Origin of the sequence: Roseibium sp. Sym1 (assembly GCF_027359675.1) — a bacterium.
Lineage (GTDB): Bacteria > Pseudomonadota > Alphaproteobacteria > Rhizobiales > Stappiaceae > Roseibium.
Genome location: NZ_CP114786.1, coordinates 619,719 through 636,382 on the forward strand (window position 1 = coordinate 619,719; position 16,664 = coordinate 636,382).

Consider the following 16,664-nt stretch of genomic DNA (forward strand, 5'->3'; position numbering starts at 1 on the left):
CATGCCGGGCAAGCTTCCGAAAAAACCGCTCAGATCGGTTGCCGGCAACAGCCCCCTGCGCTCGCGCGGGTTTCTACGCGCGCCCGACGGACAGGTGAGCGCCAAAACCGGGGACAGCGGCGATCCGGCCGAAGCTCAAAAACACCACCGCTCCCGGGGCGCACGCGAGGCATCCGTTTCCACCGACGGCAAACCGAAGGGGCTCTCGGTCCAGCCCAGGATCCGGCCCTATACGCTGGAGGAGAAATGAGCGCGCCCTGGCTGACACTCGTCGGCATCGGCGAGGACGGTGTGCTCGCGCCCGGCGGGGCAGACGCCCTCGCCCAGGCCGAGATTGTCTATGGCGGCGCGCGTCACCTGGAGCTTGCCGGCGATATCCCGGGCGAAAAGCGCCCCTGGCCGAGCCCGTTTTCGTCGGTGTTCGAAGAACTTGCGGCACTCAGGCACAGGAGCGTCGCCGTGCTGGCAACCGGCGACCCGATGTGGTTCGGCATCGGGTCTTCGCTGCTCGGGCATTTCGAGCCGCAGGACATGACCGTGCTGCCGTCGCTTTCTGCCTTCCAGCTGGCCGCAAGCCGCATGGGCTGGGCGTTGCAGGAGACGGATTGCCTGTCGGTTCACGGCCGCTCCGTCGACATGCTGCGTGCCGCGCTTTATCCAGGCGCGCGGCTCCTGGTCCTGACCAGCAACGGCGCCACCCCGCGCGAGGTGGCAGATCTGCTGGCCGATGAAGGCTATGGCCGCACCCGAATGACGGTGCTGGAGCACATTGGCGGGACACGGGAACGCCGGGTTGCGGGGACAGCAGAGACCTGGTCGGAGACCGTCGCCGACTTTCACACACTCGCGCTGGACGTGGTTGCCGATGCGGGGTTCCGTTTCCGTGGCCGCACGCCGGGCCTCGCCGACGATGCCTTCCGTCATGACGGCAAGATGACCAAGCAGGACATTCGCGCCGTTACCCTGGCGGAGCTGAAACCCTATCCCGGCGCCTTGCTGTGGGACATCGGCGCCGGCTGCGGCTCGGTTGCCATCGAGTGGCTGCGCGCCGCCCCGCGCACCCGCGCAATCGGCCTGGAGCCGCAAGACGAGCGCCGCAGGCTGGCTGCCGAAAACGCGGTCGCCCTCGGTGTGCCGCACCTGGACCTGAAAGACGCCACGGCGCCGGAGGGACTGAAAGGCCTGCCGGCACCGGACGCGGTCTTCATCGGCGGCGGGCTGACGGTTCCCGGCGTCGTCGAAGCCGCTCTGAACGCGCTCAAGCCTGGTGGCAGGCTCGTCGCCAATGCCGTGACGCTTGAAAGCGAAGTCGTTCTGCTGGGCGCCTACCAGGGCCTTGGCGGCACCTTGAAGAAACTCTCCGTGCACCGCGCCAGCGCCGTCGGCGGCTTGACCGGCTGGCGTCCGCTGATGCCCGTGACCCAATGGAGCTTCACCAAGCCATGAGCGGAACCCTTTACGGCATCGGTCTCGGCCCCGGCGATCCGGAGCTGATGACACTGAAGGCGCACCGGCTGATTGCCGGTGCCAAGGTGATCGCCTATCCGGCCCCCGACAGCGGCGAAAGCTTTGCCCGCTCGATCGCCGCCGGCGCCTTGCCTGACGGCGTGCGCGAGATCCCGATCGTCGTGCCGATGCGGGTCGACCGGTTCCCGGCGCAGGAGATCTACGACAAGGCCGCCGGCGAGATCGCGGCGGTTCTGGAGACCGGCGAGGATGTCGTCACCCTGTGCGAGGGCGACCCGTTCTTCTTCGGCTCCTTCATGTACCTGTTCGAGCGGCTGTCGGACCGGTTTGCCATCGAGGTCGTGCCGGGCGTCACGTCGCTGACCGCCTGCGCCGCCCAGCTGCAACGGCCACTGACCGCCCGCAACGACGTCCTGACCGTCATTCCCGGTCCACTGCCGGACATGGACATCCGGACGAAGATCGAAGAGGCCCAGGCTGTCGCCATCATGAAGGTCGGCCGCCACCTGCCGCGCCTCAAGGCGCTGCTCGACGGCATGGGCCTGCTTGAAAGGGCCGGTTACGTCGAACGGGCCAGCCTGCCGGAACAGAAAGTTCACCGCCTCGTCGATCTTCAGGTGGACACCGCCCCCTATTTTTCCATGATCCTCATCTACAAGGGAGACGAAGCGTGGACGCTTCCCCCATCCTACTCGTCCTGAACGAGGCCGGCCTCGGCGCAGCCGAAGAAATCGCCAAACGCTTTTCGACCGCCCGCATCCACGGGCTGGCCGGACGCGTGCCGAGCGCGGACACCCAGTTCAACGAGACCATCGACCATATCCGGCTGCTGTTCCAGGCCGGGCACCCGATCGTCGGTTTCTGTGCCAGCGGCATCCTGATCCGCGCACTGGCGCCGATCCTGTCGGACAAGACCACGGAGCCGCCGGTGATCGCGATTTCCGAGGACGGTTCCAGCGTTGTGCCGCTGCTCGGCGGCCATCGCGGCGCCAACGAACTTGCGCGCCTGCTGGCCAAGGCGCTCGGCGGCCATGCGGCGATCACGACCGCCGGGGACACCAAGCTCGGCATTGCCCTGGACGCTCCGCCCAAGGGCTGGCGGCTCGCCAACCCGGACGACGCCAAGCCGGTGATGGCCGAGCTTCTGTCCGGCGCGAGCGTCCGCATCGAAGGCCGCGCCGACTGGCTGCGCGACGCCAGGCTCAGCGAAGCCGAGGACGCCGCGATCACCCTGGTCGCCACGGAACAGCCCGACGAGGGCGGACCGACAAGGCTGGTCTACCATCCGCAGCGCTACGCGGTCGGAGTCGGTTGCGCCAGGGGCTGCGAGGCGCAGGAACTGATCGACCTGGTCGAAGCGCAATTGGCCGAAGCCGATATCGCGCCCGGTGCCGTCGCCTGTGTCGCGACCATCGACCTGAAGGCGGATGAAGCCGCCGTCAACGCCCTGGCGGACCATCTCGGCGTGGCCCTGCGGGTGTTTTCCGCCGAAGAGCTGCAGCGCGAGACGCCCCGGCTGAAAAACCCGTCCAACGTCGTCTTCAAGGAAGTCGGCTGTTACGGCGTTTGTGAAGGCGCGGCGCTTGCCGCCGGCGGGCCCTTTGCCACGCTCAAGGTGGAAAAGCAGAAGACCGAGAACGCCACCTGCGCCATCACGCGCTCGCCGAAGACGATCGACCTTTCGATGGCCGGCCGTCCCCGGGGACATCTGTCCGTCATCGGCATTGGTCCGGGCAAGGACGACTGGCGCACGCCCGAGGCAACCAAGCTTCTGGCAGCGGCGACCGACGTGGTCGGTTATTCGCTCTATCTCGACCTGGTGGAGAACCACATCACCGGCAAGACGCACCACAATTTCCCGCTCGGCGCGGAAGAAGAACGGGTCCGTTTCGCGCTGGAAGAGGCCGGCAAGGGCAAGAATGTTGCGCTGATTTCTTCCGGAGATGCCGGCATCTACGCCATGGGGTCGCTGGTCTATGAGCTGCTCCACCGGAACGAGGAATATGGCGGTGTCTCGGATGCGGCCAAGCGCGTCAGCGTCACCAACGCGCCGGGCATTTCCGCCCTGCAGGCCTGTTCGGCCCGCATCGGCGCGCCGCTTGGCCATGATTTCTGCGCCATTTCGCTCTCCGACCTGCTGACCCCCTGGGAGGTCATCGAACGGCGCCTGAAGGCCGCTGCCGAGGGGGACTTCGTCATCGCCTTCTACAATCCGGTTTCCAAGCGCCGGCGCACCCAGCTGGCCGCTGCCAGGGAGATCCTCCTGGAACACCGGTCCGCGGCAACGCCGGTCATTCTGGGCGTCAATCTCGGCCGGCCGGAAGAAAGCATCCGCGTCACCAGCCTGCACGCACTCAGCGTCGACGATGTCGACATGCTGACCACCGTGCTGGTCGGCTCGACCAACACCCGCACCGTCATGCGCGGCGACGGCAAGCCCTTCGTCTACACGCCGCGCGGTTACGCCAAGCGGATCGACGCCCCGCGCGCGGAGGATCTTGCCGCGAATCCTGAACCGGCCGCCGACCCCGCTCCGGCGGAAGTCGAGACCGAGGCCGAAAAGCAAGACGCTGCAGACACGAAAGACAACACATGACCGTTCATTTCATCGGCGCCGGACCGGGCGATCCAGACCTCATCACCGTGCGTGGACTGAAACTGATCCAGTCCTGCCCGGTCTGCCTTTATGCCGGTTCGCTGGTGCCGGAACAGGTGGTCGCGGCCGCGCCGGACGGCGCACGTGTCATCGACACCGCGCCGATGACGCTCGACGAGATCATCGAGGAGATCAAGGCCGCCCATGACCGGGGCCAAGACGTTGCCCGGGTCCATTCCGGCGATCCGTCCATCTATGGCGCGACGGCGGAACAGATGCGCCGGCTGAACGCGCTCGGCATCGACTATGACGTCACTCCGGGCGTGCCGGCCTTTGCCGCCGCCGCGGCAGCGCTGAAGAAGGAACTGACCATTCCGGAAGTGGCGCAGACGATCATCGTCACGCGCACGGCGATGCAGTCCTCAGCCATGCCGAACAACGAGGATCTCGATACACTCGGCAAGAGCGGCGCGACGCTGGCCATCCACCTGTCGATCCGCAACCTGCGCGAGGTCGAGCGCCAGTTGACGCCGCATTACGGGGCCGACTGCCCGGTGATCGTCGCCTACCGGGTCGGCTGGCCGGACGAGGCCTTCATCCACGGTACCCTGTCGACCATCGCCGGCAAGGTGCGCGCCGCCAAGATCACCCGCACCGCGCTGGTGTTTGTCGGCCATGCACTGGAACCGGACGCCGATTTCCGCGACAGCGCCCTTTACGACGCCGACCACGTGCATGTGCTGCGGCCGAAGAAGAAGGCGAAGGCCTGAAAATCTGTCAGTGAGAGCCGCCTGCCCCGGACACGCCGAGGCAGGCAGGTTTTGGCATTATTGTCTCGGCTTGTTGATGAACTGTTCTACGACGTTCGACATGTCGAAGGACGCCCCGCCCTGCACTGGCGGATAGTCGGCCAGTGACTGCAGATGCTGTTGCATGAGCATGCCCATGGGCTGAATCAGCCAGGACACTTTCTGCATCAGGTGCCCGTAGGCATCCGTCGTGTCGTAGCTCTCATAGGGGTCCATGCGAATGTTGAACACCAGTGGCACGGTCCTCGGCAGCACGTCGGCGTAATAGTCTTCCTTGGTCGAGAAATGGAACTTCCACGGGCCCATGCGAACCGCCGTCAGTTTGCTCTCGTAGTAGTGAAAGATGTGGGTGCGGCGGGACGCGTCCTCCTCGCCCTTCCAGTAGGGCAGGTTGTTGACGCCGTCGATATACTGTTCCTTGCTTGCAAGCACCTCCTGATTGACATCCTCGATCCCGGCTGCTGCCGCAAGAGACGTGAACATATCCTGGTGGCCCTGGATGCCATTGAGCACCTTGCCGGCTTCCAGCTCGCCGGGCCAGCGGACCATGGAAGGCACACGAATGCCGCCTTCGTAGGTGGTCATTTTCTCGCCGCGGAACGGCGTGGTGCCGCCATGCGGCCAGGAGGCATGTTCCGGTCCGTTGTCGGTTGAATACCAGACAATGGTGTTGTCGCTCAGGCCGTTTTCATCCAGCCAGTCCAGCACCAGACCGATATCGTGGTCATGCTGCAGGAGACCGGAGCCGTAGAGATCGGCTTCGGACGTGAATTCCTCGGCCGCGTAACGCCATTCGTCATTCAGGCGGGTATAGAGATGCATCCGGCTCGGATTGAGCCAGACGAAAAACGGTTCCCCGGCTTCCTGTGCGCTGCCCATGAAATCCAGCGCCTTGGGAATGACCTCTCCGGCGTCGAAAGTCTTCATGCGTTCCTGGGTCAGCGGACCGGTGTCCTCGATGGTCTGCTTGCCGACCCGGCCGAAGCGCGGATCCTCGGTCGGATCGTCGTCTTCGGTGGCGAAGCTGTGCAGAACACCCCGTGTACCGAACTGCTCCTCATAGGCTTCCAGACTGCCGGAGAAGGCTTCGCCAAAGCGCTGGTAGTCCCGCTGTTCGGCCTCTTCCTGTGTGTTCAGGTGATAGAGATTGCCGAAAAACTCGTCGAAGCCATGGGCTGTCGGCAAGTGCTCGTTGCGGTCGCCAAGATGGTTCTTCCCGAACTGGCCCGTCCGGTAGCCCACTTTTTTCAGCTCCTCGGCGAGCGACGGCGAGGCCGCCTGCAAGCCAAGCGCCGACCCCGGCTGTCCGACCGTGGTCATGCCGGAGCGGATCGGGTACTGCCCGGTGATGAAGGCTGCCCGGCCCGCGGTACAGCTCGGCTGGGCATAGTGATCAACGAACCTGATGCCTTCGTCGGCAATCCGGTCGATATTCGGAGTCCTGTACCCCATAACCCCGTCGCCATAGGAGGACAGATTGGACCAGCCGACATCGTCTCCCCAGATGACAAGGATGTTTGGACGGTTTTCTTCCTGGGCAAACGCGGTTTGACCTAGAACCGCGAACGCCATCGCGGTCAGAGAAGCTAGAATACGCACAACGCTGTCTCCTGCTCTGATTGGCATGCTGCATCAACAGAACTAGGGCGGCCCATCAAGGCCGGCAACCTGGTTGCTGCTTTGGGATTTTGTACAATTTTAAGTATATATACCCTCGGATTCCACGCGGTCTCCTGCGATGAAACGAAGGCGGCGCGGCTTCGAGCCCATCAGGCGGTTGTCTTCACGCGCCCTCCTGTTGCGAGAATGAATGGTGGACGGATCCTGGGTCTGCCCCATGAAGCAGTCCACCGGGCCCTGGCGCCCCTGGTGCGCGACAACCGTATCGAGCGTGAGGCCGGCCGGATCCGGCTGACCCCGGCTTGAGCAATTGCGTCCGGCACCCACCCTCGCCTAATCTGCTGTTCCCCTCACCAGACAGGAGCTCCTCATGCCGGACGAAAACCCGCTCTTGAAAGAGGCGATTTCCCTTGGGGGCGATCCCGATGCCATTCGCGCGTTCTATCAGGGCTGGTCGGATCACTACGACGACGACATGCTGCTGGCCATCGGCTATGTCGGCGCGAAAATCGCGGCCGAAGCGCTGGTGAAACATGTCTCCGACACGGCGCTCGTGCTGGATGCCGGCTGCGGTACGGGCCTTGTCGGGATCGAACTGATCAAGCGCAAATGGAACCTGACCATCGACGGCATCGACCTGACCCAGGCGATGCTCGACGCGGCCCGCAGCAAGGGTGCCTACCGCAAGCTCAACATCGCCGACATGTCCGGCCCGCTCTACGAGATCGATGACGACGTCTATGACGGCATCGTCAGCGCCGGCGTGTTCACCAACGGCCATGTCGGGCCGGCGGGGCTTGACGAGCTGATCCGTGTCGCCAAGCCGGGCGCGCCCATTGTCCTGACCGTGCGCGACAGCGCCTGGGAAGCAGACGGCTTCAAGGACAAGATCGGGCAACTGGAAAAGGACGGCAGGACGAAGACGCTGGAGATCACCCACAGCCCCTATCACACCAAGGAAGATATCTTCTGCCAACTGGTGGTGCTGGAAGTGGTTTAGGGTACGGATCCCAAGGTCCACTCGGCCTAGGCAGTCGCGATCACATGCGCATAGGAGCCCATGACGGCACCGCTGCGCAGGCCCATGTCATCAAGCCTGGTGCCTTCCGCATCTTGTGCGGCGAACAGCCGGTCCGCCGCGCCTTCCGAGACAATCGAGGCATAGTGGAACTCGTGGGCCGTCAGCGGCTCCGTCCAGGGCAGGCCGCCAAGCGGCTGTAGCCGTCTGTAACCGAGGTGGCGCCTGCGGGTCTGGAACGAGGTTTCCAGAGGCAGGAGACCCAGCATCTCGTGGCACGTTCCGTCCGCATCGATGAGGCCGGTGCCGAGGGTCATGTAGCCGCCGCACTCGCCATAGATCAGCTTTCCCGACCGGCTTGCCGCCCTCATGCCGGACTTGAACGTCGACGCCTGTGCCAGTGTTCCTGCGTGCAGTTCCGGATAGCCGCCGGGCAGATAGACCGCATCCGTATCCGGTGCCGGGGCCTCATCCACGAGCGGCGAGAACAGCGAGATCTCCGCGCCTTCCTGCCGCCAGAAGTCCAGCAGATGCGGGTAGGCAAAGGCGAAGGCGGTGTCGCGGGCGACCGCCATTCGCTGACCGAGCGGTCCGGGCAGGTGCCGTGCCGCCGTTGCCGAGGGCGCCACCGGGGCAGCCTTCCTTTCCAGGCCGGCCAGATCGACATGAGCGCGGCAGAGCGTTGCGGCGCTGTCCAGAAAGGCGTCCAGGTCCGGATGCTCGCCCGCCTGGACCAGTCCGAGATGGCGCTCGGGCAGGACCAGCGCGTCCGAACGCGGCAATGCCCCCAGCACCCTGACATTCCGGGCCTCGAGTGCGGCGCGCAACATGGCTTCGTGGCGCGGGCTGCCGACCCGGTTGAGAATGACGCCGGCGATCGTCACATCCTGCCGGAAGGTCCGGAAACCGTGGACCAGCGCGGCGACGGACTGAGCCTGCCTGGCGCAGTCGACCACCAGGACCACCGGCAAGCCGAGCAGTGCGGCGAGATCTGCGGCGGAGCCGCTGCCATTGGCGGCACCGTCAAAAAGGCCCATCGCCCCTTCGACGACCAGGAGATCATGTCCGCTTGCGTGATCGCCGGCCAGCGCCTTGAGCGTTTCGGGCGTCATCGCCCAGGCATCGAGATTGAGGCAGGACGCGCCGCTGGCGGCTTCATGGAATTTCGGGTCGATGTAATCGGGGCCGGACTTGGCTGAAACGACCGACCGGCCAGCTGTCTTCAGAGCGCGCAGCAAGGCCAGGGTCAGCGTGGTCTTGCCGGCGCCTGAGGACGGCGCGGCGATCAGCAGGCCGCGTGGTTGCGAGGGGCCAAGCTCAGCCGGCATCGGCCGAATGGCGGTTGGCACGCAGCCCCAGCGGATCGCTTTCCAGAACCTTGCCGGACAGCGCCCCCAGCCAGTCGAGCCCCTTGCGCAGGCGCACCACCTCACCGACACAGACGATGGCCGGCGGCTCTATGCCGGCGGCCTTGGCATCGGCGAAGCAGCTGCCGAGCGTCGTCTCCAGAACCTCCTGACTGGACAGGGACGCATTGCACACGATGCCCACAGGTTCATCCACAGACCGTCCACCGGCAATCAGTTTGCCGGCTATGGTTTCCAGGTGCTTCATCGCCATGTACATGACGATCACCGGCGAGCCCTTGGCAATGCCGTCCCAATTGACCGCGTCCGGTGTCAGGCCGGTCTGGTCATGGCCGGTCAGGAAAGTGACCGCCTGGTTGCAGTCGCGGTGCGTCGCCGGAATGCCGGCATAGGCGAGACCGCCGATGCCCGCGGTGATGCCGGGAATGATCCGGAACGGCACGCCTGCCTCGACCAGGCCGAGAGCCTCCTCACCGCCCCGGCCGAAGACGAACGGATCGCCGCCCTTGAGGCGCAACACGCGTTTGCCTTCCCTTGCATGGTCGATCAGCTTGAGCGTGATGTCGCGCTGTTTCGGGCTCGGCTTGCCGCCGCGCTTGCCGGCATAATCGGTGACGGCGCCGGGTTTCACCCAGTCCAGGATGCTCTGGTCAACCAGTGCATCGAAAACGACAACATCGGCCTGGCGCAGACCGTTCAGCGCATGCAGGGTCAACAGGCCGGGATCTCCCGGCCCCGCTCCGGCAAGCCAGACCCAGCCCGGTTCGAACTCCGGCAGGCCGGCCGGCAGCACAGTGTGGTTCTCGTTGATGTTCATATCCCCTGTTTACCCGGCGATCGATGGACCGCCAAGCGATTCCGCGAAACAAAACAGACCGATTACGACATTTCACCGCGCAGCGACCGCAGGGGAGGCAAAGCCGCCCGACTTCCGCTATAGAGAGCTGATGTCGATGGAAGAGCCAAAGGAATTGCGACGCGGCTGGACGACGGGGGCCTGTGCGACCGCCGCCGCCAAGGCGGCCTATTGTGCCCTTCTGACCGGCACCTTCCCCGACCCCGTGGAAATTTCCCTGCCCCGGGGCGGAACGGCGGATTTCGTGCTGACCCGGCACGACCTCCCGGACGGCTCCGCCAGCGCGACGATCACCAAGGATGCCGGCGACGACCCGGACGTGACCCACGGCGCCCTGGTCACCTCGACCGTCCGGCTGCTGCCTGCGGGCGCGGGCGTCCGGTTCAGGGCGGGTCCCGGCGTCGGCACCGTGACCCGGCCCGGCCTGCCGATCCCGCCGGGGGAACCGGCAATCAACCCCGTGCCGCGCCAGATGATGCAGACCGCGATTGCAGAGATCGCCGCAGCGCATGGCGCATCGGGTGATGTCGAGATCGAGGTCTCGATCCAGGGTGGTGAAAACCTGGCTCTGAAGACCATGAACCCGCGGCTCGGCATTGTCGGCGGCCTGTCCGTGCTCGGCACGACGGGGATCGTGCGTCCGTTTTCCTGCGCGGCCTGGATCGCCTCCATCCATCGCGGCATCGATGTTGCCCGCGCGGTCGGGCTCACCCACGTGGTCGGGGCAACCGGTTCTGCATCCGAAGACGCCGTGCGGGCACGCTACGATCTCGACGAGACCGCCTTTCTCGATATGGGCGACTTTGCCGGCGGTCTGTTGAAGTACCTGCGCAATCATCCGGTCGAGAGACTGACACTCGCCGGCGGATTCGCCAAGTTCACCAAGCTGGCCCAGGGCGCGCTCGATCTTCATTCGGCCCGCAGCTCCGTCGATTTCGCGTTTCTCCAGGGACTCCTGGCCGATGCCGGCGCGCCGGACGACCAGATCCGTGACGCCACCCGCGCCAACACGGCCAAGGAAGTTCTCGACCGGGCGCTTGATGCCGGGATTGACCTGACCGGGCCGCTGGCGCGGCGGACCAAGGCGGCCGTGAGGCAGATCCTGAAAGAGGCGCCGATTGCAGTCGAGGTGCTGATCACCGACCGGTCCGGCACGGTGCTGGGAGAATGCGGTTTTGACGAAAGCTGACCACATCCTCCTGCTGGCCGGCACGCATGAGGCGCGCCTGCTGGCGCGCTCACTTGCCGAGACCTTTCCGGCGGCACGACTGACCGCCTCCTTCGCCGGGGCCGTATCCGACCTGCCCGATCTCGGCGTGCCGACCCGGGTCGGCGGTTTCGGCGGTGCGGACGGGCTTGCCGCCTTTCTCGGGGAGGAGGCGGTGACGGTTGTTGTCGATGCCACCCATCCCTTCGCCGAGCAGATGAGCGGCAACGCGGCCGCGGCCGCGGCCGACCGCGGCATCCCGCTGATCCGGCTTGAACGGCCCGCCTGGACCGCTGTCGACGGAGATACCTGGCAGCGCATGGCCTCGCTCGACGACGCGGCCCGCGCCCTGCCGGCGGAGGCAAGGGCTTTCCTGTCGGTCGGGCGCAAGGAAATCGGGCTCTTCACCCACCGCACCGACCTCTTCGGCCTTGCCCGCATGATCGAGCCGCCCGCAAGTCCCCTGCCGGACCACTGGCGGTTGCTCCTGGCGCGGCCACCGCAAACGGCGGAAGAGGAGATTGCGCTTTTCGAGACCCACCGGATCACGCACCTGGTCACCAAGAACAGCGGCGGCAAACGGTCCTACGCCAAGCTCGAAGCCGCGCGCCGGCTCGGATTGCCGGTGCTGATGATTGACCGGCCGGTCCTGCCTTCGGTGGAAACTGCAGACAGCGTCTCAGGGGTGCTGGAAAAGCTCAGGAACCGGCTTCCGGGCGCCGGCTAGGTTTCCTTTTCGGACCGGCCGTATTTGAGTTTCACGAGTGCAAACATAAAACGCGGAATGCCGATCACATAGCGGCGGAACAGGCGGCGGGGTTCCTGCAACAGGCGGAACAGCCATTCCAGGCCGGATTTCTGCACGACAACGGGCGCGCGAACCACGGCACCCGACATGAAATCGAACAGGGCGCCGACACCGATTGCCACAGGCACGTTCAACTGAGCCCGATTGCGGGTAATGAAGAACTCCTGGCGTGGATTGCCCATGGCCACCAGCAGAAGATCCGGCCTGGCCGCGTTGATGCCTGCGCAGATGCCGTCGATCTCGTCCTCATCGAAATAACCGTCCCGGCAGCCAACCACTTCATGCATTGGATAGACCGCCTCGAGATGCTCCCTGGCGCCATTGGCCTGCTCTTGCCTGGAGCCGAGCAGGTAGATCCGCAGGGGCGTTCCGATTTCCGAGAGAATGTTCGGAATGAGATCCGTGCCGTTCAGGTTTTCCGGAAAGGATTGGCCATGCAGAAACCGGTTGGCGAGACCTATGCCGATGCCGTCATTCAGCAAGGTCATTTTCCGCAAGGTCTCGGCATAGTCCGGATCGTCCAGAGCCGTCAGGATGGTGTGGGCGTTGCAGATGGCAATGTCGAGCGGTTTGCGCTGCTGAACGCTGGAGCGGACCAGCCAGGCGACGTCAGCATGCAGCAGCCGTTGCACGGCAAACGGTCCAATCGCGACTGGACCGGCCGTTTCGGCTGACGTCTCGCGTTCCGTGTCTCTGGCTAACATTCTCGCTCCGGCGACCCGGTCAATCTGGATGGTAAGGGGTTAGATAGGCCCTGTCATGCCTATCCTGTAGGGCATGACAAATCTTTAATTTTCGTGATTGTTTTGCCGTGAAGGTAAACAAATCTTCGTGCTCTCGGCGGCTCCACCAGCCCGGCACGCCGTGGCGCCAGGCTCTTTGCAAGGGTTCAATGTGTCTGCCGAATTCTCACAGTGTCCGTTTTGCAGGGCAACACCCTGACAGGAAGTACCGTCTCACCCGGCAACGTCCGGTGCGAGGCAGCTCCTGTAGATTTCCTGATAGGCCTTGGCAGTCCTGCTCCAGGAATATTGCTGAACCGTCTCCATGACAGCGTTGCGCAGGGTCGCGTGATCTTGCGCCATCCGTGCATGGAGTGCCTGGAGATCGTGTGCGGCGCTGGCCGTATCTGCGAAATCAGTCAGCGTGACGGTGTTGTGTTGGGCGGCAAAAGCCCTGTAGGCCTCGTTGGGCTGGGCCAGGGGGACCAGCCCGGCGCTCATGGCTTCGATCAGGGCCAGCCCGAAGCCTTCATAGTCGGAGGCGCTCAGGAAATAGGACGCATTGCCGATCTCCTTGCGAATGTCTTCCGTCGAAAGACCCACGCCGATCCTGACATGATCCGCCAGACCCCGGTCAGTGACCATTTTCTCGAGATCGGCCGGGGAGATGTCAAAGGCAACGCCAAAAACATCCAGTTTCCAGTCGGGATCATCGGCCGCCAGCCGGGCGAACAGGTCAAGCAGAAGATCCAGCCGCTTGTTTGCGGAAAAGCGCCCCAGGGTCACGGCACGCTTTACCGGCGTTGGAGATGCGGCACCTGCAAACTTCTCGATGTCGACGCCGTTCAGCACCAGCCGGACCCTGTCACCTGCAATTTGAGCGAAGGTGGCCCGGTCGCTCTCGCTGCAGCAAACCACGGCGCGATAGGCCCTGGCGGACAGGTTGGTAAGGGTCCTGAACCAGATTTTCTTCAGCGTCGCGTAGGACTGAGTATGAAAAAAGCCGCCATGGGTGGTCACGACAAGCGGCTTGCGATGCAGCATCCTGGTCGCGGCCAGTGCATCGAAGGCGAAATCAATGCCATGCACATGGACAAGGTCGGCGGTTTCAATGGCGCGCAGGAGACCCGGCATCACCGGATAGCGGCGCGATCCATGATAGGCAAGGCGGTCAACCTGGATCCCGTCGATGACTTCGTGCGAGGGAAGTGTTTCATCGGGCCGCGAGAAAATACGGTTGCAGGTCACCACGCGCACGCTGCCGAAACTGTTGCGTTGCCGGGCGGCGAGCTTTGCAACAAACTCTTCCAAGCCGCCAATCCCGGGAGCATATTGGCGCACGACATGGACAATCTCCTGCCGCGCGAAGGTTGGGGAGTTGGACATCTGGCCTCGTAGCAGCTTGTTCAGGCGAGGGATCGCCGGTGCGGAACAGGCGAGCAGATCACCACAAGTTCGGTAACAAACCCTTCACGCCAAACCGATATGAAATCAAGCCTCTGCTTCCATGCGGCGCGCGGGGACACCCGTGTCCGTTGCGCGATCCACGAAGATCCGGGACAGTGCTCCGGATCGGACACCAGCGTTCAAGGCCGGCACAACTTTGAAAACCATGACCCCTCCTCAGCCAGAGCATGAGACGACCAGTGGCCCGCGCCCCCTGATCCTGCATTTGAGCGCCGACTATCCCGACCCCCATCGGGGCCGAACGACAACGGCCGTGCAACGCCTGCTGCAAAGGGTACCGGAAGCGGACCACGTCGTAATCTCTCTCCTGAGAACCAGCAATCCGGGCAAGACCGCATTCATCGATTGCGGCACTTCCGGGGGCATCAGGCTGGTCGCCTACCGCTACTTTTCGCCGCCGATGGGCTTTCTGCTTGCCCCGTTCATGCGTGTTGTCGCCCGAAAGGTGCTGCGCTTCCTCCAAGCGGAAGGGCTTCAACCAAATGTCATTCATGCCCACAAATTCGCTTTTGAGGGCATTGCGGCCCTGTGGCTGGCGGAAAAATTCGGCCCGGATATTCCACTCCTGGTGTCCGTGCGCGGCGAGGCCGAGCGCAAGGTGCTGCTCTACAAGCGCAACTACCGAGGCCTGATGCGCCGCATCGCCGCCAGAGCCGACCGCATCTACCATGTCTCCGCCTGGTTCCGACGCACCTTTCACACCCATATTCCCAACCAGCCCGACAAAGAGCGCCTGTTGCCCAATATTGTCGACAACAGCTCCGCGACGGTGCGCACCACGGCTCCGATCAACCGGTTCGTCAGCGTGCTCAACCTGGACATTCGCCGCCGGAAGGGCCTGTCGGCGCTGCTGAAGGGTTTTTCGGAATTCCGCAAGACCCATCCAGGGATCGGGCTGGACCTGATCGGCCCGGGCAGCGAGGACGCCGTGACCGCGGTCAATCAGGAAATCTCCGATCTCGGTCTTCATGACAGCGTGACCTATCTGGGACCGATGCAGGCCGAAGAACTGTTCGAGGCCCTGCGCCAATATCTCGGCATGGCCCTGGTCAGCCACAACGAGACCTTCGGCATGGTCTATCTGGAAGCGCTGTTTGCCGGCATTCCGATCATGTATGGCAAGGAGACCGGGATTGACGGCTACCTGTCCGATATCCGCGCCGGTGTCGGCGTCAAGCCGGGCGATATCGATGGAATAGCCCTGGCCTTTCGGGACCTGTGCGACGGCAACGCGGTCTACCGGACCGAAATTGCGGCGGCTGCCAAAACCTTGCATGACCGGTTCGACCCTGAAATGATCGCCGGAAGTTATCGCAAGGATCTGCAGACGCTCCTGAGCGCAGACCGGCAGCGGAGCCAAGTGACATGATTTTCCCGACCGGCAGAGGCCGCCTTTGGTCTATCCCGGGGCGTCTCCTGGCGAGCGTGCTGGCGCTTTGTCTGACCGCAGGCCTTGCCCATGTACCGACCGGGAGCCCGGCCTCCGGAATTGGATCTGCCCTTGCCGCGAGCGACGGGGACGCCGTCGTTCCCCATTTTCGCCGCGGCGTCAACCTGTCCAGGCTGCAGAACTACGCCTATCGCGACCCCGAACGTCCGGGCAAATACCTGTGGCCGCCGTTTCAGGGCGATCTCGCGAGAATAACAGATCCCGAACTCGAGCGTCTGACGGCGCTTGGTCTGGACTTCGTGCGGCTGCCGGTCGACGCCGGTGTCTTTCTGGCCGCGGACGGTGTGGAACGCCGCCTGCTGCTGGATGATCTCAAGACACTGGTCGTTCGTCTGCTGGACGCCGGTCTCGGGGTCATGGTCGATATCCATCCATCCACCTACCAGTCGGACTGGACCCCCAGGGACATTCTCGCCGAAGCAGACGGTCCGCGTCTCAAGGCCTATGAAGGCTTTCTTGTCGATGTCGCCAAGCGCCTGCGCGACCTGCCGCCGGACAGGGTTGCGCTTGAACTGATGAACGAACCCCAGTCCGTCTGCTACCGGGAGGACGGCGAAGACTGGTCGGTGACCCAGAAGAAGCTGTACGACAGTGTTCGCGGCGCCGCTCCCGACCTGCCGGTGGTGTTGACGCCCGGTTGCTGGAGATCGCTGGAAGAGCTCGAGTACATGAGCCTGGAAGGCTATGACGACAAAATCATTTTCGACTTCCATTTCTACGACCCCTATTACCTGACGCATCAGTCCCTGCCCTGGTCGATGGTGCCGCTGCGCTATATCGCCGGGCTGACCTATCCCTGGACCAGCGGCAGCATCGAAAGCGCCGAGGTCCTGACGAAACAGCGTCTCGCCGCCCTGGAAAAGTCCGGCGTGGACCTCCCCGACGACGCCTTCGCAAGAGCCATGGAAGGCGTGCGCGACTACTACAACCGGAAACGGCCGGACCTCGCCTTTATCGAAGAGCGGTTCGACACGCTGGCGCAATGGTCGGACAAATACGACATCGCGCCCGAGAGGATCGTGCTTGGCGAGTTCAGCGCGATCCGCCCCCCAGAGGGCCTGCCCGATGACGGCAGCCGGCTGGCCTGGATCAGGGACGTCAGGTCCGTCACGGAGATCCTGGGTTTCGGGTGGGCGTTCTGGGACTATGACGAGGGCTTCGGCATGATCACGGACAATGCGACCAGAACCCTCGATCCGGGCATTGTCGAAGCGCTCGGGCTGGATCCGGACGCCCTGTCCATTCCGGTCAGACCGTAAATTCCTCCCGATAAGCAA

The 16,664-nt window shown here is 64.2% G+C and carries 16 protein-coding genes; 10 read left to right on the forward strand and 6 right to left on the reverse strand.

What is annotated here, in order from left to right:
• Position 1: 1 nt before the first annotated feature.
• Genes O6760_RS02855 through cobM form a run of 5 tightly spaced genes read left to right on the forward strand, consistent with a single transcriptional unit; the run spans position 2 to position 4,833 of the window.
• Complete coding sequence (locus tag O6760_RS02855; RefSeq protein ID WP_269583977.1) at positions 2–250, forward strand: hypothetical protein; 249 nt, start codon at positions 2–4, stop codon at positions 248–250.
• Positions 247–1,446, forward strand: a complete 1,200-nt coding sequence (gene cbiE, locus O6760_RS02860; RefSeq protein ID WP_269583978.1) for a precorrin-6y C5,15-methyltransferase (decarboxylating) subunit CbiE — start codon at positions 247–249, stop codon at positions 1,444–1,446. Before O6760_RS02855 ends, cbiE begins: the two co-directional genes overlap by 4 nt.
• A complete protein-coding gene (gene cobI, locus O6760_RS02865) occupies positions 1,443–2,168 on the forward strand; it encodes a precorrin-2 C(20)-methyltransferase (protein WP_269583979.1) in 726 nt (241 codons plus the stop codon). Before cbiE ends, cobI begins: the two co-directional genes overlap by 4 nt.
• Positions 2,138–4,063 carry a precorrin-3B C(17)-methyltransferase gene (gene cobJ / locus O6760_RS02870; protein ID WP_269583980.1) on the forward strand — a complete coding sequence of 642 codons (1,926 nt, stop codon included), beginning with the start codon at positions 2,138–2,140 and terminating at the stop codon, positions 4,061–4,063. Before cobI ends, cobJ begins: the two co-directional genes overlap by 31 nt.
• Positions 4,060–4,833 (forward strand): precorrin-4 C(11)-methyltransferase, encoded by a 774-nt coding sequence (gene cobM / locus O6760_RS02875; protein WP_269583981.1) that lies wholly within the window; start codon positions 4,060–4,062, stop codon positions 4,831–4,833. Before cobJ ends, cobM begins: the two co-directional genes overlap by 4 nt.
• Before the next feature lie 57 nt (positions 4,834–4,890).
• Here the strand turns inward: cobM and O6760_RS02880 are convergent, their stop codons facing one another.
• The gene (locus tag O6760_RS02880) at positions 4,891–6,471 is read right to left on the reverse strand and encodes an arylsulfatase (protein WP_269583982.1); all 1,581 of its coding nucleotides are present in this window, start codon (positions 6,469–6,471) and stop codon (positions 4,891–4,893) included.
• Between the two features lie 391 nt (positions 6,472–6,862).
• Here O6760_RS02880 and O6760_RS02885 point away from each other — a divergent pair, with 391 nt between their 5' ends.
• Positions 6,863–7,492: a class I SAM-dependent DNA methyltransferase gene (locus tag O6760_RS02885; RefSeq protein WP_269583983.1), complete on the forward strand. Its 630-nt coding sequence runs from the start codon at positions 6,863–6,865 to the stop codon at positions 7,490–7,492.
• 26 nt (positions 7,493–7,518) lie between these two features.
• On the opposite strand, the gene O6760_RS02890 is transcribed toward O6760_RS02885, so the two are convergent.
• Together O6760_RS02890 and cobA are read right to left on the reverse strand one after the other, a co-directional pair.
• Positions 7,519–8,838 carry a cobyrinate a,c-diamide synthase gene (locus O6760_RS02890; protein ID WP_269586206.1) on the reverse strand — a complete coding sequence of 440 codons (1,320 nt, stop codon included), beginning with the start codon at positions 8,836–8,838 and terminating at the stop codon, positions 7,519–7,521.
• Complete coding sequence (gene cobA / locus O6760_RS02895) at positions 8,828–9,694, reverse strand: uroporphyrinogen-III C-methyltransferase (RefSeq protein WP_269583984.1); 867 nt, start codon at positions 9,692–9,694, stop codon at positions 8,828–8,830. Before cobA ends, O6760_RS02890 begins: the two co-directional genes overlap by 11 nt.
• A 130-nt stretch (positions 9,695–9,824) precedes the next feature.
• Between cobA and O6760_RS02900 the strand changes: the two genes are divergently transcribed.
• Both O6760_RS02900 and O6760_RS02905 read left to right on the forward strand, forming a co-directional pair.
• Positions 9,825–10,922, forward strand: coding sequence for a cobalt-precorrin-5B (C(1))-methyltransferase (locus tag O6760_RS02900; RefSeq protein WP_269583985.1), 1,098 nt, complete (start codon positions 9,825–9,827; stop codon positions 10,920–10,922).
• Positions 10,909–11,667, forward strand: a complete 759-nt coding sequence (locus tag O6760_RS02905; RefSeq protein ID WP_269583986.1) for a cobalt-precorrin-6A reductase — start codon at positions 10,909–10,911, stop codon at positions 11,665–11,667. Before O6760_RS02900 ends, O6760_RS02905 begins: the two co-directional genes overlap by 14 nt.
• Here O6760_RS02905 and O6760_RS02910 read toward each other — a convergent pair.
• The 3 genes from O6760_RS02910 to O6760_RS02920 form a co-directional block, all read right to left on the reverse strand.
• Positions 11,664–12,452 (reverse strand): WecB/TagA/CpsF family glycosyltransferase, encoded by a 789-nt coding sequence (locus tag O6760_RS02910; RefSeq protein ID WP_269583987.1) that lies wholly within the window; start codon positions 12,450–12,452, stop codon positions 11,664–11,666. The two genes, O6760_RS02905 and O6760_RS02910, sit on opposite strands and share 4 nt — an antisense overlap.
• 252 nt (positions 12,453–12,704) lie before the next feature.
• On the reverse strand, positions 12,705–13,856 hold the full coding sequence (locus O6760_RS02915; protein WP_269583988.1) for a glycosyltransferase family 4 protein: 1,152 nt from the start codon (positions 13,854–13,856) through the stop codon (positions 12,705–12,707).
• A gap of 105 nt (positions 13,857–13,961) precedes the next feature.
• Positions 13,962–14,084 (reverse strand): hypothetical protein, encoded by a 123-nt coding sequence (locus tag O6760_RS02920; RefSeq protein WP_269583989.1) that lies wholly within the window; start codon positions 14,082–14,084, stop codon positions 13,962–13,964.
• Between O6760_RS02920 and O6760_RS02925 the strand changes: the two genes are divergently transcribed.
• Complete coding sequence (locus O6760_RS02925; protein ID WP_269583990.1) at positions 14,083–15,306, forward strand: glycosyltransferase; 1,224 nt, start codon at positions 14,083–14,085, stop codon at positions 15,304–15,306. The genes O6760_RS02920 and O6760_RS02925 overlap by 2 nt on opposite strands.
• A complete protein-coding gene (locus O6760_RS02930; protein ID WP_269583991.1) occupies positions 15,303–16,646 on the forward strand; it encodes a glycoside hydrolase family 5 protein in 1,344 nt (447 codons plus the stop codon). Before O6760_RS02925 ends, O6760_RS02930 begins: the two co-directional genes overlap by 4 nt.
• Positions 16,647–16,664 lie beyond the last annotated feature (18 nt).

What these genes read in the sequence shown, in the direction of transcription:
- cobA (WP_269583984.1), bottom strand. Translation starts at nt 9,694, where the DNA reads ATGAACATCAACGAGAACCACACTGTGCTGCCGGCCGGCCTGCCGGAG.
- cobI (WP_269583979.1), top strand. Translation starts at nt 1,443, where the DNA reads ATGAGCGGAACCCTTTACGGCATCGGTCTCGGCCCCGGCGATCCGGAG.
- cobM (WP_269583981.1), top strand. Translation starts at nt 4,060, where the DNA reads ATGACCGTTCATTTCATCGGCGCCGGACCGGGCGATCCAGACCTCATC.
- cbiE (WP_269583978.1), top strand. Translation starts at nt 247, where the DNA reads ATGAGCGCGCCCTGGCTGACACTCGTCGGCATCGGCGAGGACGGTGTG.
- O6760_RS02915 (WP_269583988.1), bottom strand. Translation starts at nt 13,856, where the DNA reads ATGTCCAACTCCCCAACCTTCGCGCGGCAGGAGATTGTCCATGTCGTG.
- O6760_RS02885 (WP_269583983.1), top strand. Translation starts at nt 6,863, where the DNA reads ATGCCGGACGAAAACCCGCTCTTGAAAGAGGCGATTTCCCTTGGGGGC.
- O6760_RS02900 (WP_269583985.1), top strand. Translation starts at nt 9,825, where the DNA reads ATGTCGATGGAAGAGCCAAAGGAATTGCGACGCGGCTGGACGACGGGG.
- O6760_RS02855 (WP_269583977.1), top strand. Translation starts at nt 2, where the DNA reads ATGCCGGGCAAGCTTCCGAAAAAACCGCTCAGATCGGTTGCCGGCAAC.
- O6760_RS02920 (WP_269583989.1), bottom strand. Translation starts at nt 14,084, where the DNA reads ATGGTTTTCAAAGTTGTGCCGGCCTTGAACGCTGGTGTCCGATCCGGA.
- O6760_RS02930 (WP_269583991.1), top strand. Translation starts at nt 15,303, where the DNA reads ATGATTTTCCCGACCGGCAGAGGCCGCCTTTGGTCTATCCCGGGGCGT.
- O6760_RS02925 (WP_269583990.1), top strand. Translation starts at nt 14,083, where the DNA reads ATGACCCCTCCTCAGCCAGAGCATGAGACGACCAGTGGCCCGCGCCCC.
- O6760_RS02890 (WP_269586206.1), bottom strand. Translation starts at nt 8,838, where the DNA reads ATGCCGGCTGAGCTTGGCCCCTCGCAACCACGCGGCCTGCTGATCGCC.
- O6760_RS02910 (WP_269583987.1), bottom strand. Translation starts at nt 12,452, where the DNA reads ATGTTAGCCAGAGACACGGAACGCGAGACGTCAGCCGAAACGGCCGGT.